Origin of the sequence: Polaromonas sp., from assembly GCF_029945925.1 — a bacterium.
In the GTDB taxonomy this organism is placed as follows: Bacteria; Pseudomonadota; Gammaproteobacteria; order Burkholderiales; family Burkholderiaceae_C; genus Polaromonas.
In genome coordinates this window covers 1-13,335 of record NZ_JAQSDN010000036.1, presented here as the reverse complement: position 1 = coordinate 13,335, position 13,335 = coordinate 1, and the positions used below count along the sequence as shown (strand labels likewise).

General features: G+C 65.1%; 15 protein-coding genes. 4 read left to right on the top strand and 11 right to left on the bottom strand.

Annotated elements, in window-relative coordinates; genetic code table 11:
* Nucleotides 1–10 precede the first annotated feature (10 nt).
* From glnL to PSV40_RS10165, 3 genes are all read left to right on the top strand, one after another.
* Nucleotides 11–1,102: a nitrogen regulation protein NR(II) gene (gene glnL / locus PSV40_RS10175; RefSeq protein WP_300537095.1), complete on the top strand. Its 1,092-nt coding sequence runs from the start codon at nucleotides 11–13 to the stop codon at nucleotides 1,100–1,102.
* A 48-nt stretch (nucleotides 1,103–1,150) separates the two neighbouring features.
* Nucleotides 1,151–2,695 carry a nitrogen regulation protein NR(I) gene (gene ntrC, locus PSV40_RS10170; RefSeq protein ID WP_300537093.1) on the top strand — a complete coding sequence of 515 codons (1,545 nt, stop codon included), beginning with the start codon at nucleotides 1,151–1,153 and terminating at the stop codon, nucleotides 2,693–2,695.
* A gap of 193 nt (nucleotides 2,696–2,888) precedes the next feature.
* On the top strand, nucleotides 2,889–3,152 hold the full coding sequence (locus PSV40_RS10165; RefSeq protein ID WP_300537091.1) for an HNH endonuclease signature motif containing protein: 264 nt from the start codon (nucleotides 2,889–2,891) through the stop codon (nucleotides 3,150–3,152).
* A 41-nt stretch (nucleotides 3,153–3,193) separates the two neighbouring features.
* Here PSV40_RS10165 and xth read toward each other — a convergent pair whose 3' ends face one another.
* From xth to PSV40_RS10115, 10 genes are all read right to left on the bottom strand, one after another.
* The gene (gene xth, locus PSV40_RS10160) at nucleotides 3,194–3,985 is read right to left on the bottom strand and encodes an exodeoxyribonuclease III (RefSeq protein ID WP_300537089.1); all 792 of its coding nucleotides are present in this window, start codon (nucleotides 3,983–3,985) and stop codon (nucleotides 3,194–3,196) included.
* Nucleotides 3,986–4,094: 109 nt separating this feature from the next.
* Nucleotides 4,095–5,699: a Na/Pi symporter gene (locus tag PSV40_RS10155; protein WP_300537088.1), complete on the bottom strand. Its 1,605-nt coding sequence runs from the start codon at nucleotides 5,697–5,699 to the stop codon at nucleotides 4,095–4,097.
* The gene (locus PSV40_RS10150; RefSeq protein WP_300537086.1) at nucleotides 5,690–7,030 is read right to left on the bottom strand and encodes a DASS family sodium-coupled anion symporter; all 1,341 of its coding nucleotides are present in this window, start codon (nucleotides 7,028–7,030) and stop codon (nucleotides 5,690–5,692) included. The genes PSV40_RS10155 and PSV40_RS10150 overlap by 10 nt, the downstream gene beginning before the upstream one ends.
* A 94-nt stretch (nucleotides 7,031–7,124) precedes the next feature.
* Entirely contained in the window at nucleotides 7,125–7,619 is a 495-nt protein-coding gene (locus tag PSV40_RS10145) for a dihydrofolate reductase (RefSeq protein ID WP_300537084.1), read from the bottom strand.
* On the bottom strand, nucleotides 7,616–8,020 hold the full coding sequence (gene fosX / locus PSV40_RS10140) for a FosX/FosE/FosI family fosfomycin resistance hydrolase (RefSeq protein ID WP_300537082.1): 405 nt from the start codon (nucleotides 8,018–8,020) through the stop codon (nucleotides 7,616–7,618). The genes PSV40_RS10145 and fosX overlap by 4 nt, the downstream gene beginning before the upstream one ends.
* A gap of 112 nt (nucleotides 8,021–8,132) precedes the next feature.
* On the bottom strand, nucleotides 8,133–8,966 hold the full coding sequence (locus PSV40_RS10135) for a thymidylate synthase (RefSeq protein WP_300537080.1): 834 nt from the start codon (nucleotides 8,964–8,966) through the stop codon (nucleotides 8,133–8,135).
* Between the two features lies 1 nt (nucleotide 8,967).
* Nucleotides 8,968–9,282 (bottom strand): CcdB family protein, encoded by a 315-nt coding sequence (locus PSV40_RS10130; protein ID WP_300537079.1) that lies wholly within the window; start codon nucleotides 9,280–9,282, stop codon nucleotides 8,968–8,970.
* A gap of 2 nt (nucleotides 9,283–9,284) precedes the next feature.
* Nucleotides 9,285–9,524, bottom strand: a complete 240-nt coding sequence (locus PSV40_RS10125; RefSeq protein WP_300537077.1) for a type II toxin-antitoxin system CcdA family antitoxin — start codon at nucleotides 9,522–9,524, stop codon at nucleotides 9,285–9,287.
* A 27-nt stretch (nucleotides 9,525–9,551) separates the two neighbouring features.
* Nucleotides 9,552–10,964 (bottom strand): FAD-binding oxidoreductase, encoded by a 1,413-nt coding sequence (locus PSV40_RS10120; RefSeq protein ID WP_300537076.1) that lies wholly within the window; start codon nucleotides 10,962–10,964, stop codon nucleotides 9,552–9,554.
* 7 nt (nucleotides 10,965–10,971) lie between these two features.
* Nucleotides 10,972–11,358, bottom strand: a complete 387-nt coding sequence (locus tag PSV40_RS10115; RefSeq protein ID WP_300537074.1) for a DUF2069 domain-containing protein — start codon at nucleotides 11,356–11,358, stop codon at nucleotides 10,972–10,974.
* Nucleotides 11,359–11,391: 33 nt separating this feature from the next.
* Here PSV40_RS10115 and PSV40_RS10110 point away from each other — a divergent pair, with 33 nt between their 5' ends.
* On the top strand, nucleotides 11,392–12,606 hold the full coding sequence (locus PSV40_RS10110) for a YhjD/YihY/BrkB family envelope integrity protein (protein WP_300537073.1): 1,215 nt from the start codon (nucleotides 11,392–11,394) through the stop codon (nucleotides 12,604–12,606).
* 153 nt (nucleotides 12,607–12,759) lie between these two features.
* On the opposite strand, the gene PSV40_RS10105 is transcribed toward PSV40_RS10110, so the two are convergent.
* The coding region (locus tag PSV40_RS10105) for a hypothetical protein (protein ID WP_300537071.1) at nucleotides 12,760–13,335 on the bottom strand (576 nt) is incomplete at its 5' end.

Sequence of the window (13,335 nt, the reverse complement as noted above, 5' to 3'; positions counted from 1 at the left end):
AATAGAAGGCTTGAAAAAGCCCACTCTTTCCGCGCCCGCGGCCGCACCGGCCACCCCCCGTTTCCAGTCCTTTGACCTGCTGGCCACACTGGTCGCCGTTGTGCGCACCAACGGCGTGGTGGTGTTTGCCAACGCGGCACTCGAAGACGCGCTCGGCACCTCGCGCCGCACCATCGAAGGCTCCCAGCTCCCCGACTGCTTCACCGAGCCGGCCATCTTGCACAACGCACTCGAAGGCGCGGGCAGCAATGAATTTGCCGCTCTGCGTTATGACGCCTGGCTCAAGCCCCTGAACCGCGAACCCATGCCCGTGCATGTGGTGGTGGCGCAGACCGACACACCGGGCGAGGCCATCGTGGAGCTGCTGCCGCTGGAGCAGCAGGCCAAGCAGGACCGCGAAGAGCGCCTGATCGACCAGGCGCAGGCCAACAAGGAGCTGATCCGCAACCTGGCGCACGAGATCAAGAACCCGCTGGGCGGGATTCGTGGCGCGGCGCAACTGCTGCAGATGGAGATCGAGTCCAGGGAGTTGACCGAATACACCCAGGTCATCATCCACGAGGCCGACCGCCTGCAGTCCCTGGTGGACCGCCTGCTGGCACCGCACCGCCGGCCGCACCTGGTGGGCGACGTCAACATCCACGAGGTGTGCGAACGTGTCCGCTCGCTGATCCTGGCGGAGTTTCCGCGGGGCCTGCGCGTCATGCGCGACTACGATGTCTCGATTCCCGACTTTCGCGGTGACCGCGAGCAGCTGATTCAGGCGGTGCTCAACATCGCGCACAACGCCGCACAGGCGCTCGCCGAGCGTGTTGCCGCGGGTGATGCGCAGATCACTTTCAGGACAAGAATTGCCCGACAAGTAACTTTTGGCAAGCAGCGCTATCGCTTGGCACTGGAATTGCATGTTATCGACAATGGACCGGGTGTTCCGGACTCCATCAAGGACCGTATCTTCTATCCCCTGATCTCGGGGCGCGAAGGCGGTTCCGGACTGGGGCTGACATTGGCGCAAACCTTTGTTCAGCAACACCACGGCTTGATTGAGTGCGAGAGCGTCCCCGGCCGCACGGATTTCAAGTTGCTGATACCTCTGCCTTGACATCCGTTGTCTTTCACGGATAACCGGTAGTACCAAAGGGACGAGAACATGAAACCGATCTGGATTGTGGACGATGACCAGTCCATCCGGTTTGTGCTGGAAAAAGCCTTGCTGCGTGAAGGCCTCCCGACGCGCAGTTTCACCAACCCGCGTGAAGTGCTCAGCGCGCTGGAAGTCGCCACCGAGGAAGACGGCCCGCAGATCCTGGTCAGCGACATCCGCATGCCCGGCGGCTCGGGCCTGGACCTGCTCGAGAAGGTCAAGGAAAAGCTGCCCGGCCTGCCGGTCATCATCATGACGGCCTTTTCCGACCTGGACAGCGCCGTGTCGGCCTTCCAGGGCGGGGCTTTCGAATACCTGCCCAAACCGTTCGATCTGCCCAAGGCGGTCGAGCTGATACGCCGCGCCGTCGAGGAAAGCCAGCGCGAGGAAGTGGCCGAAGAACGCATGGCCGCCACGCCCGAAATGCTGGGCCAGGCACCGGCGATGCAGGACGTGTTCCGCGCGATCGGCCGCCTGAGCCAGAGCATGGTGACGGTGATGATCACCGGCGAGTCCGGTTCCGGCAAGGAACTGGTGGCGCGAGCGCTGCACAAACATTCACCGCGCGCCAACGGGCCTTTTGTGGCCATCAACACGGCCGCCATCCCGAAAGACCTGCTCGAGTCCGAACTGTTCGGCCATGAGCGCGGCGCCTTCACCGGCGCGCAGACCATGCGCCGCGGCCGTTTCGAGCAAGCCGACGGCGGCACGCTGTTTCTCGACGAGATCGGCGACATGCCGTTTGACCTGCAGACGCGGCTGCTGCGTGTGCTCAGCGACGGCAACTTCTACCGCGTCGGCGGCCACAACGCCGTCAAGACCAATGTGCGCGTGATTGCCGCGACGCACCAGGACCTGGAGCAGCGCGTCAAGGAAGGCGGTTTCCGGGAAGACCTGTTCCACCGCCTCAACGTGATCCGCCTGCGCCTGCCGGCGTTGCGCGAGCGCCGCGAAGACGTCTTCATGCTGACGCGCCACTTCCTGCAGCAAAGCGCCAAGCAGCTGGGCGTGGAGCCCAAACGCATTTCCGATGCGGCGTTGCAGCAACTGAGCACCTTCAGTTTTCCCGGCAATGTGCGCCAGCTCGAGAACATCTGCCACTGGCTGACCGTGATGGCGCCGGCCCAGGTCATCGAAGCCAAGGACCTGCCGCCCGAGGTGCTGGGGGCCGTGCCCGAACCGGGCAGGGCGCCGGTACTCGTCGAAGGCGGCACGGCGCCGCAGCGGCCCCTGTCCGTGCCGGCCGAGTTGCCGCGGGCAGCCGCGGCAGACGTGTTGCATGCCGGCGCCGCGGCGCCGCTCGCGGAGGCCGGCAGCCCGCCCGGGGCGGCCAACGGCAGCAGCTGGGAAAGCGGGCTCGAGGCTGAAGCCATGGCCTTGCTGGCGACCGGCCGCAGCGACGTGTGGGATGTGCTGACCCGGCGTTTTGAGTCCAAGCTGATCCAGACGGCGCTGCTCAACACGCGCGGCCGCCGCATCGAAGCCGCGCAGAAGCTGGGCATAGGCCGCAACACCATCACGCGCAAGATTCAGGAGCTCAATCTGGAGTAGAAGAGCCCCCACGCTTGTCGCTTCGCGTACTGCGCTGCCCCCCGAGGGGGCGCTGCGCCTGCGGGCCGGCGGAGCCGGACCCGCGGCCCCTGCTTGAATGAAGATCACCTGCGCTTGCATTGCGGGGTGAATTCACGCTTATCGGGCATGCGGATCTGGCGCCGGACGCGTGGACCTGATTTAAAGTCCAGCCATGAGCCGCTTATCCCTGACCCGCGACAAGATCTACAAAACCGTGGCGCGCCAGCTGCACGGCAAGGTGCCCTGCTGGGTCTGTGGAGAACATGTCATGCCGGCGGCCGCGACACTGGAGCACATCCAGCCGCTCAGCGAGGGCGGCAACAGCCACGCGGAGAACCTGGCCATCAGCCACGAGGTCTGCAACGGCCAGCGGCATGCGCGGGGGCAGGTGGTCGAATCGGCGCAGTCACCCGGGCGGGTGGTGCGCCGGGTATAGGTCAAAAATGGATGTAGCCCTTGATTGGTGGGCGCAGGCAGCTATGTTATTGATAGCAAATCGAACTCGGCGATCACCGGCACGTGGTCGCTGGGCCGCTCGTTTTTGCGCGGCAGCTTGTCGATCACGCAGCCCTTCACCGCGGGCTTGAGCATCTCGCTGACCAGGATGTAATCAATGCGCAGGCCGCGGTTGCGGCGGAAGGCGAACTCGCGGTAGTCCCACCACGAGTAACTTTTGTCCGGCTGTTCGAACAGGCGGAAAGCATCGTGCAGGCCCAGCCCCAGCAGCGCCTGCAGGTGCTCGCGCTCTTCGCTCGTGTGGTGGATGGTTTCGCGCAGGCCCTCGGCGTCCCAGGTGTCGCGGTCGTCCATCGTGATGTTGAAGTCACCGACCACCACCAGCCTGGGGTGGGCCGCGAGTTCTGCCTTGAGCCAGGTGCGCAGGCCGTCCAGCCAGCGCATCTTGTATTCGAACTTGTCGGTGCCCGGCGCCTGGCCGTTGACGAAGTAGCCGTTGACCAGCCGCAGCTCGCCCTGCGGCGTGTCCAGCGTGGCGGCAATCACGCGCGACTGCTCGTCGCTGAACCCGTTAATGTTTTTGACGATGTCGCGCGGCGGCGTGCGGCTCAGGATGGCCACGCCGTTGTAGGTCTTCTGCCCGAAGAAGGCGCATTGGTAACCGGCGGCCGCCAGCGCCTCCAGCGGAAACTTGTCATCACTGAGCTTGAGCTCCTGCAGGCACAAGGCATCGACCGGGTTGGCGGCCAGCCAGTCGAGCACCTGCGGCAGCCGCACCGCCAGCGAGTTGACATTCCAGGTGGCAATTTTCATTTGAACTCCACAGATCAATTTTTTGGCCAGCACCTATTGCGCAGGCAGGCACCGAGTATCCCAAAAAGCCGGCGGCCGACAGCGTGAAGGTGTCTGGCGTCCGGGCGGGTCAGGTCGGCGCCGGTTCTTCGGAAACCGGCCAGCGCCGGCGGGCCTTGGTGGCTTGCTGCGCGGCCCGGCGCAAGGCGCTGTAGCGTCGCAGGGCGTCTTCCGCCTCGGCGAAACGGGCGTAACCGGCCGCCACGGCGGCCAGCAGGCCGACCTTGAGCGCTTCGTAAGCGTCCTCCATGCCGAGCGCAGCGGCATCCAGCGCGGGGGGCTCCTCCGCCTGCGGATCGCACAGCGCCAGCAGGACGTCCGCGGACTGTACAAAGCGGTCGTGCAGCGTCCGGACCTCGGCGCTGCTGCCCGCCGGTGCCTGGACGGGGGCCGCGGCGAAAGCCTGTTCAACGGTGGTTTCGTGGTAGCGCAACACTCGGAGAACCCTGGCGAGCTGTTCGCTGGCGTGCTGGGGCATGGCGCTGCGGTTCATGCGTTCGACGAACGACTCCACTGTGTCATCGAGCTGCATGACGATGGCCTGGTCGCGCACCAGCGCCGCGGGTGCGGCCCCACCCGAAGCCCGCCGTGCCAGACGCACAGCGGTATGGCCAATGCGCGCCACTTCGCGCTTCAGCGCACCGACGGCAAGCGTGGGGACCTGCAGCACGTTGTCGTCAAGATAACGGGGTTGTGCCTCATTGTCTTCCCGTGCCCGGAACCGCTTTTGCAGCCAGCCGGTCAGGTTGCCGGCCATTGGCCACATCAGGATGACACCGAGCACATTGAAAACCGTGTGAAACAGTGCGAGTCCGGCTGCAGGCTCGGACGACAGGCCCAGCCACTGCGTGGCCGAGGCCAGCGCCACCAGCAGCCACGGCAGCAACGCCAGTGCCACACCTGCAGTGACGAGGTTGAACACCACATGCGCGGCGGCAGCGCGGCGTGCATTCGGCGTGGCGCCGACGGCCGCCAGCAGGGCCGTCACGGTGGTGCCGATATTGGCGCCAATGACCACCGCTGCTGCTCCCTGCATCGTCAGCAGTCCGCCCTGCGCGGCCGTGAGCGCAATGGCCATCGCTGCGCTTGACGACTGCATCAGCACCGTCATCAGCACGCCGATGCCAACCTGGGCCGCAACCGGCAAGGCGCCTTCGCCCTGTGGCAGCGTGATCTGATCCGCCGGGCCGGTGAAAGACTGCTGCAGCAGGGCTATACCCATAAACAGCAGGCCGAACCCGGCCAGTGCAGAGCCCAGGGCGCCGCGGCGTTTGCCTTCGCCGGTCAGGCGCAGGACGACACCCACACCGATGAGCGGCAAGGCCAGGGCCTCAATCTTGAACTTGAGCCCGGCCAGGGCAACCATCCAGCTGGTCATGGAGGTGCCCACATTGGAACCGAAAAGCACCCACAGGGCCGGGCCCAGCGAGAGCAGCCCCGCGTTGACAAAACCGATGGTGGCTACGGTCACCGCGCTGGAAGACTGAACCACCGCGGTGACCAGCACGCCGGAGCCCAGGGCGTGCAGGCGCGTGCGTGTTGCACCTGCGAGGATCCGCTCAAGCGCAGGCCCGGCGGCCAGTTTGAGCCCGTCGGTCATCATCGACATGCCGAGCAGAAACAGGCCCAGCCCGCCGGCCAAGCCTGGCGCCAGTGTCCAGAGGTTCACCGCCATGCGCCCATCGCCATGGCAACAATCGAGCCGATGCAGACCAGGTTGAGCACCAGGCCGCAGCGCATCATCGTCGCCTGCGGCACTTTCTCCGTGGCGAAGACGATGGCGTTCGGTGGCGTCGCCACCGGCAGCATGAAGGCGCAGGACGCCGCCACGGCAATGGCTGCGGCCATGGCCATGGGCGGTAGACCGAAAGCGGCGGCCACTGGCAGGAACACGGGCAGCAGCAGCGCGGTGCTGGCTGTGTTGCTGACCATTTCGGTGAGGAAAACGACGAAGGCAACCATGCCAGTGATCATCAGCAACGGCGGAACCCCCACCGTGGCGTCCAGCAGGGCCTGGGCAAGGAAGTTGCTGCCGCCGGTGGTACTCATGACTGCGCTCAGCGCCAATCCTCCGCCGAACAGCAGCAGCACGCTCCATTGCGTCTGTTTTTCGAGGTCGCGCCATTGCAGCACACCGCTGGCTGTCAGCAGCACAATGGCGGCCAGCGCCACCATGGTGTCGATGTCGGCGGCGATGCCCAGCGCCCGCGCCAGCGGGACGCCGCCCACCCAGCCCGCGGTGGTGGCGCCGAAGATCGCGACGGTAACCACGCGGTTGCGCGTCCACACCAGAGGCTCCGCCGGTGGCGTGCTGCCACCACCCAGCCTGGGACGCAGCAGCAGGAACAGCACGAGCAGCATGAGCGGCCAGAGCAGGGCCGCCATCGGCAGGCCATAACTGAGCCATTGTGAAAAACCAATCCCTGTCTGGGCGGCAGCTATGGCATTCGGCGGGCTGCCGACGAGCGTTCCGATGCCGCCTATGCTGGCACTGTAGGCCAGTGCCAGCAGGACGAAGGCGTGTTCGCGCGGCCCCGCGGCAGGGGCGCCGTTTTCACCGCGCAGCAATCCCAGTGCCAGCGGCATCATCATGGCCGCCGTGGCTGTGTTGCTCATCCACATCGAGAGCACGGCTGTCAACCCGGCAAGCAGCAGCACCGCCGGCAGCATGCGGCCACCGGCCAGGCGCAGCACTGCATTGGCCAGTGCGCGGTCCAGCCCCTGGCGTGTGAGCGCTGCGGCAAGGGCGAATCCGCCGAGGAAAAGAAAGATGACAGGATGCGCAAAGGAGACCAGCGCATCGCGCGGTGACATCAGACCCGCCAGCACCGCCACCAGAGGCACGGCCAGCGCGGTCACCGCCAGGTGAAGCGCCTGGGTGACCCAGAGACTTCCGATCAACACAAAAAGCGCCAACCCCGCGCGCGTGGCCTCAGGGGCAGGCACGGCAACCCAGACCAGCCCGGCCATCGCAGCGCACAAAGCCAGACGCCAGGAGGTGCTCATGCCGTGTCCGGAGGTTTTCTGCGGCAGACCTTGCGCGGCAAGGCCGGGGCTCCAAGCGGACGCAGCCATATTTCCCGGTGCCTGGCCGATCGGGTCATGGGCGCTCCAGGGTCACAAAACTGTAGGGCAGGCCACTCGCGGCCACATGGGCTTGGCGGGTGGTTTCGCGCCAGCCTGGGCCAAGCGCCGGGGCATGGGCATCGCCGTCAAAATCCGCGGCAATCTCGGTGACTTCGATGCGGCCGGCCAGCGGTTCGGCCTGCGCATAAATCTGCGCACCGCCCATCACCCAGACCTCGGGCGCTGGTCCGGCCAGCAGCAAGGCTTCTTCAAGGCTGCCTGCGCGCTGTGCGCCTTCGGCCTGCCAGTCCGCTTGCCGGGTGATCACGATGTTGGTCCGCCCCGGCAGCGGTCGGAATTTCGGCGGCAGCGAGTCCCAGGTCTTGCGGCCCATGAGGACCGGGCAGCCCTGGGTCAGTTGCTTGAAGTGCGCCAGGTCTTCCGGCAGATGCCAGGGCATGGCGCCGTCCTTGCCGATGACGCCATTGGCGGCGCGGGCGTAGATGAGGTTGATGCGGGGAGATGTCATGCGTTGTACTGCCTGAGCCGTTCTTCAAGTGTTCCTGTGTGCAGCTCAAACAGGTGGTTGTCGAAATCGTAAAAATAAAGCGATTGACCCTCCCCGGGGACGCGCGGCCTGGCCGGACGAACCTCCGCGCCTATGGCTCGCAACCGGGATGCAAAGCCGGGCAGCTCGCTTGCTTCCACCTTCAATGCCAGGTGCCGGTAGCTGCGCTCGGCCGGTGGGTCGCCCTCCATGGCTGCCAGCCAGGTGTCGCCAAGCATAAAAAATTTTTCCCGTGACAGCGAAAAATTCCTGGCCTTGCTGTCGTAGACCTCTTTCGCGCCCAAGCCCTCGCAAAGAAACAGCGCCATACGATCAAGGTCTCGCACAATGAAGGTGATGTGGCTGACACCCTGGACAGGCATGGCTATACCGTCGCCTCCCGAATCAAGTAGTTTCCACAGGACGCAGGTGTCGGCGCCCGGCGGCATTGCGGCGTGTCGATCCCCGCTGCGCGGGGCCCCTCGCCAAGCGCCTTCATACCGCCACCGGCGCCTTGATCGCCGGATGGTGTTCGTACTCGAGGAACTCGAAGTCGTCGAACTCGTAGTCGAAGATCGATGCGGGTTTGCGCTTGATGTTGAGCGTCGGGTAGGGGAAGGGCGCGCGGCTCAGTTGCAGCGCCACCTGGTCGGCGTGGTTGCTGTAGATGTGGCAGTCGCCGCCGGTCCAGATGAAGTCGCCGATGTCCAGGTCGCACTGCTGCGCCACCATGTGGGTCAGCAGGGCGTAGCTGGCGATGTTGAAGGGCACGCCGAGGAAGATGTCGGCGCTGCGCTGGTAGAGCTGGCAGCTGAGTTTGCCCTTGCCGCCCGGCTCGGTGGCCGGCGCCACGTAAAACTGGAAAAACGCATGGCAGGGCATCAGCGCCATCCTGGAAAGATCGGCCACGTTCCAGGCGCTGACGATGATGCGGCGCGAGTCGGGGTTGGTTTTCAGGGTCTGGATGACTTCGGCAATCTGGTCGATGTGGCCGCCGTCCGGCGTCGGCCAGCTGCGCCACTGCACACCGTAGACCGGGCCCAGGCTGCCGTCTTCGCGCGCCCACTCGTCCCAGATCGTCACGCCGCGTTCCTTGAGCCAGTTGTTGTCGCTCGATCCCTGCAGAAACCATAGCAGCTCGTGCACGATGGACTTGAGGTGGACCTTTTTGGTGGTCACCAGCGGAAAGCCCTCGTTCAGATCAAAACGCATCTGGTAGCCGAACACACTTTTGGTGCCGGTGCCGGTACGGTCGGCCTTGAACACGCCGTGGGTGTCCACATGGCGCATGAAATGTTCGTACTGGGAGCGGATGGGGCGGGGCGACACTTTAATAAGCTCCAAACAGGCAGTCCATGGCGGCAACGATGAGTTCACTCTGGTCTTGCAGACCGGCAACGCGTTTTTTCAATTCCCGCGCCGGAAACGCGGCGAGACCGGCGGTGTCCAGTACCACCACTTTACCGCTGACTTCGAATACCGGGTTCAAATCGCGCATGGGATGCGGGTACAGCGCGGCTGGACGCATGGGGATGACAACGCGTGAATCCAGACTGTTGATGTAATCGTTCTGGACATCCAGCAAAAAGGGCGCGATCTTGCGCAGCGTGGCATCGGGGTTCGCATAAACATCGTAACGTGCCATCGCTAGAAGGTCCGGTAGTTTGCCAGCGGCAGGCCTTCGCTGGCGATGCGTGCGTTGTACTCCGCGACCGCCTCCCGGTTTTCCTCGTTCCATTGCGCCCAGTAACGGCGTCGCACCTCGGCGGCCAGCAACGTGTCCACGGTCTGGGAAACATTCATGCCCATCTCGCGCGCCATTTCCAGTACCTTGGCATTGAGCGACAGGTTGGTGGCCTTTTTAGGTGCGTTGTCAAATTTCAGCATGGCGCATCTCCATGAATCATGCGCATATTATATGCGCAGCACCCGCCCGGGGTTCATCAGGTTCTCGGGGTCCAGGCCCCGCTTGATGGCCCGCATCAGGCTAAGGGCCACCGGTGATTTGTGCTTTTCGAGCTTGTCGAGTTTGAGGCTGCCGACGCCGTGTTCGGCCGAGATCGAACCGCCGAAAGCCTGCACCGAGTCGTAGACCAGGGCATTGACGTTTTCTTCCTGCTCGCGCAGAAACGCGGCCGCGTCGCCTTCGGCCGGGGCCTGCACGTTGTAGTGCAGGTTGCCGTCGCCGAGGTGGCCGAAGTTGACGAGGCGCACGCCCGGGATGGCCTTGGCGAGCAACTGGTCGGTGACGCGCACAAACTCGGGAATCAGCGAGACCGGCACCGAGATGTCGTGTTTGATGTTCAGGCCTTCCTCGGCCTGCGCCAGAGGAATGCTTTCGCGCACATGCCAGAGCTGGTGCGCCTGCTGCAGGTTTTCCGCGACCACGGCATCGGTGACGCAGCCGTCTTCCATGGCGGTTTCCAGCAGGCGCTCGAACTGCTCGCGTGCATGGCTTTCCGACTCGTGGTCGGAGTTTTCCAGTAACACGCAAAATGCCGTGTCCTCGTACAGCGGCACACGCTGCTGCTTGAAGTGTTTGGCCACCAGGCTCAGCGCAAACCGGCCCATGACTTCAAAGCCCGTCAGGCCCGCGCCCAGGTGGCGGTGCGCCAGCCCGAGCAGGGTGACGGCGTCCTCCATCGACGGCACGGCCGCCCAGGCGGTGAGCTGCGCGGCCGGCATGGGGTAGAGCTTCATGGTCGCGGCGGTGATGATGCCCAGTGTGCCTTCGCTGCCGATGAACAGGTCGCGCAGGTCGTAGCCGGTGTTGTCCTTGCGCAGGCCCGAGAGGCCTTCCCAGACCTCACCCTGCGCGGTGACGACTTCCAGCCCGAGGCAGAGGTCGCGTGTATTGCCGTAACGCACGACCTGCGTGCCGCCGGCATTGCTGCCGAGGTTGCCGCCAATCGTGCAGCTGCCTTCGGCGGCCAGGCTCAGCGGGAACAGGAAGCCGGCTTTTTCGGCGGTTTCCTGCAGGGTCTGCAAAATGCAGCCGGCCTCGACCGTCATGGTCAGGTTGGCGCTATCGATGGCGCGCACCGCGTTCATGCGCTGCAGGCTCAGCACGACCTGGCGGCCGGAGGCGTCGGGCGTCGAGCCGCCGACCAGGCCGGTGTTGCCGCCTTGCGGCACCATGGGCACGCCGGCCGCTGCGCAGGCGCTGACAACAGCTGCCACCTGCGCCGTATCGGCGGGGCGAACCACGGCCAGCGCCTTGCCGCGCGCGCGTTTGCGCCAGTCCAGCTCCCAGGCCGAGAGGTCGCCCCCGGTCAGCACATGGGCGTCGCCGACGATGGCGCGCAAGGCATCGAGAATCTTGTCCATAAGTATTTCAGGCAGCAGGTTGAATGGTTTTTACGCCGTTTTTCAGGCGGATGCGCACATGCAGGGCGCAAGCGGTGAACAGCAGCAGGCACAGCGCTACTTCGGCCATGGCCAGGTAGTTGCCGGGCGGCTTGTCGCTCCAGGCGCGCACCGCGCCCTCGGTGAAATACAACCAGACCATCAGGCTGAGCCAGCGGTAGGTGTACATGCGGTTTTTCAGCAGGCCGGCCAGCGGAATACACAGCGGCAGTACCTTCAGGGCCAGCAGCGAGCCGCCCGGCCGCAGCGGCGCCAGCCACATCTCCCAGGCCAGGCCGAGAATGATCAGGGCGGTCAGGCTGCCCACGGCCAGCCAGCGTGTGGCGTCTATCTGTGTTGTTTTGTCGATGGTCATGTTGATGCTTGTGTCGATGGCATGATACCGGGGATGAAATTCCAGCAGTCCCTGCAGCAGTTATTGACGGACCTGTCCCGCTTTCCCTGGCGCGACACCGCCATCACGCTGCGCGAGCGGTTCCGCGACGACCACATGGGCCTGACGGCCAGCAGCCTGACCTTTACCACCAGCATCGCGCTGGTGCCGTTTTTCACGGTGGCGCTGGCCATTTTCACGGCCTTTCCGATGTTTTCCAAGCTGCAGGGCACGCTGCAGGTGTGGCTGGTCAACAGCCTGATTCCCGACAACATCTCGCGCCAGGTGCTCGGTTACCTGACGCAGTTCGCCAAACAGGCCAACAAGCTCGGTGTCGCCGGCCTGGCGGTGCTGCTGGTCACGGCGATCGCGATGATCCTGACCATAGACCGCACGCTCAACGGCATCTGGCGCGTGAAAAAACCGCGGCCGCTGGCGCAGCGCGTGCTGATTTACTGGGCGGCCATCACGCTGGGCCCGCTGGTGCTGGGCGCCAGCCTGGCGGTGACGTCTTATGTCATTTCCGGTTCGCGCGGCGTGGTGGGCGACATGCCCGGCGGGTTGCGGGTGCTGCTGGACGTGCTGCAGTTTTTCCTGCTCGCCGGCGGCATGACGGCCCTGTACCGCTATGTGCCCAACACCTTTGTGCGCTGGGGCCACGCCTGGGCCGGCGGCCTGTTTGTCGCGGCGGGCATCGAGCTGGCCAAGAAGGTGCTCGCGCTGTACCTGAGCAGCGTGCCGACCTATTCGCTGGTGTACGGCGCTTTTGCCACCTTGCCGATTCTGCTGGTCTGGATTTACGTGGCCTGGGTCATCGTGCTGATGGGCGCGGTGATTGCCGCCTACCTGCCCAGCCTGCTGGCCGGCGTGGCGCGCCGCGGCAGCGCGCACGGCTGGCAGTTCCAGCTGGCGGTGGAACTGCTGCAGCAACTGCACCGGGCGCGCAGCACCACGCGCATCGGGCTGGAGGCTTCCGAGCTGGCCAGGGCGCTGCAGGTTGACGTGTTGCAGCTCGAACCCGTGCTGGAGACGCTGATGGCGCTGGACTGGATAGGCCAGCTCACCGACCCGGAGAACGAACTCGAGGCGCGTTACCTGCTGCTGGCCGATCCGGCCTCCACCGCGCTGGAGCCGCTGATGGCGCAGCTGCTGCTGAGCCAGGAGCCGCCCATGAAAAATTTATGGGAAAACGGGCGTTTCTCGGCGCTGCGCCTGCGCGACGTGTTATGAAAATGATAGCAACCGGAGGGGGTCCTCAGGAAAGCTGATGGGCTGTCATCCCGGGCGTGACCGGGGATCCATCGTCATGAACCCCTGTTGCTGTGAATGCGGCATGAGTTGCGGGTCAGGCCCGCAATGACAAACGGCTAAGCCGCAGCGGCCTCACTGGCTGGTTTTTTTCGCCGCTTCGTAACGCGCCCTGTTCTCCGCGTTGGGCGGGTACAGGCCCGGCAGGGCCGCACCCTTGTCCACCTCGCTCATGATCCAGGACTCGAGCCGCTCCTGTTCGGGTGCCAGCAGCAGCATCTCCTCCAGCAGCGCCGCCGGGATCAGCACCGCGCCGTCATCATCGGCCACCACCACGTCGCCCGGGAACACCGCCACGCCGCCGCAGGCGACGGGTCGCTGCCAATCCACAAAGGTCAGGCCCGCCACGGAGGGCGGGGCCGCGGCGCCGCTGCACCAGACCGGCAGGCCGGTGCCCATCACGCCGGCCTGGTCCCGCACCACGCCGTCGGTCACCAGCGCCGTCACGCCGCGCTTTTGCATGCGGGCGCACAGGATGTCGCCAAAAATTCCGGCGTCACTGACACCCATCGCGTCCACGACGGCGATGCAGCCCGCCGGCATGTCCTCGATCGCCGCACGTGTCGAGATCGGCGACGACCAGGACTCGGGCGTGGCTAGTACATTGACACATAAATAACGAAACATATGTAAACTCTCGTTGCCGCCATT

Coding starts and splice junctions, on each gene's coding strand:
- ntrC (WP_300537093.1), top strand. CDS start 1,151: ATGAAACCGATCTGGATTGTGGACGATGACCAGTCCATCCGGTTTGTG.
- PSV40_RS10165 (WP_300537091.1), top strand. CDS start 2,889: ATGAGCCGCTTATCCCTGACCCGCGACAAGATCTACAAAACCGTGGCG.
- xth (WP_300537089.1), bottom strand. CDS start 3,985: ATGAAAATTGCCACCTGGAATGTCAACTCGCTGGCGGTGCGGCTGCCG.
- PSV40_RS10155 (WP_300537088.1), bottom strand. CDS start 5,699: ATGGCGGTGAACCTCTGGACACTGGCGCCAGGCTTGGCCGGCGGGCTG.
- PSV40_RS10150 (WP_300537086.1), bottom strand. CDS start 7,030: ATGAGCACCTCCTGGCGTCTGGCTTTGTGCGCTGCGATGGCCGGGCTG.
- PSV40_RS10145 (WP_300537084.1), bottom strand. CDS start 7,619: ATGACATCTCCCCGCATCAACCTCATCTACGCCCGCGCCGCCAATGGC.
- fosX (WP_300537082.1), bottom strand. CDS start 8,020: ATGCCTGTCCAGGGTGTCAGCCACATCACCTTCATTGTGCGAGACCTT.
- PSV40_RS10130 (WP_300537079.1), bottom strand. CDS start 9,282: ATGGCACGTTACGATGTTTATGCGAACCCCGATGCCACGCTGCGCAAG.
- PSV40_RS10125 (WP_300537077.1), bottom strand. CDS start 9,524: ATGCTGAAATTTGACAACGCACCTAAAAAGGCCACCAACCTGTCGCTC.
- PSV40_RS10120 (WP_300537076.1), bottom strand. CDS start 10,964: ATGGACAAGATTCTCGATGCCTTGCGCGCCATCGTCGGCGACGCCCAT.
- PSV40_RS10115 (WP_300537074.1), bottom strand. CDS start 11,358: ATGACCATCGACAAAACAACACAGATAGACGCCACACGCTGGCTGGCC.
- PSV40_RS10110 (WP_300537073.1), top strand. CDS start 11,392: ATGAAATTCCAGCAGTCCCTGCAGCAGTTATTGACGGACCTGTCCCGC.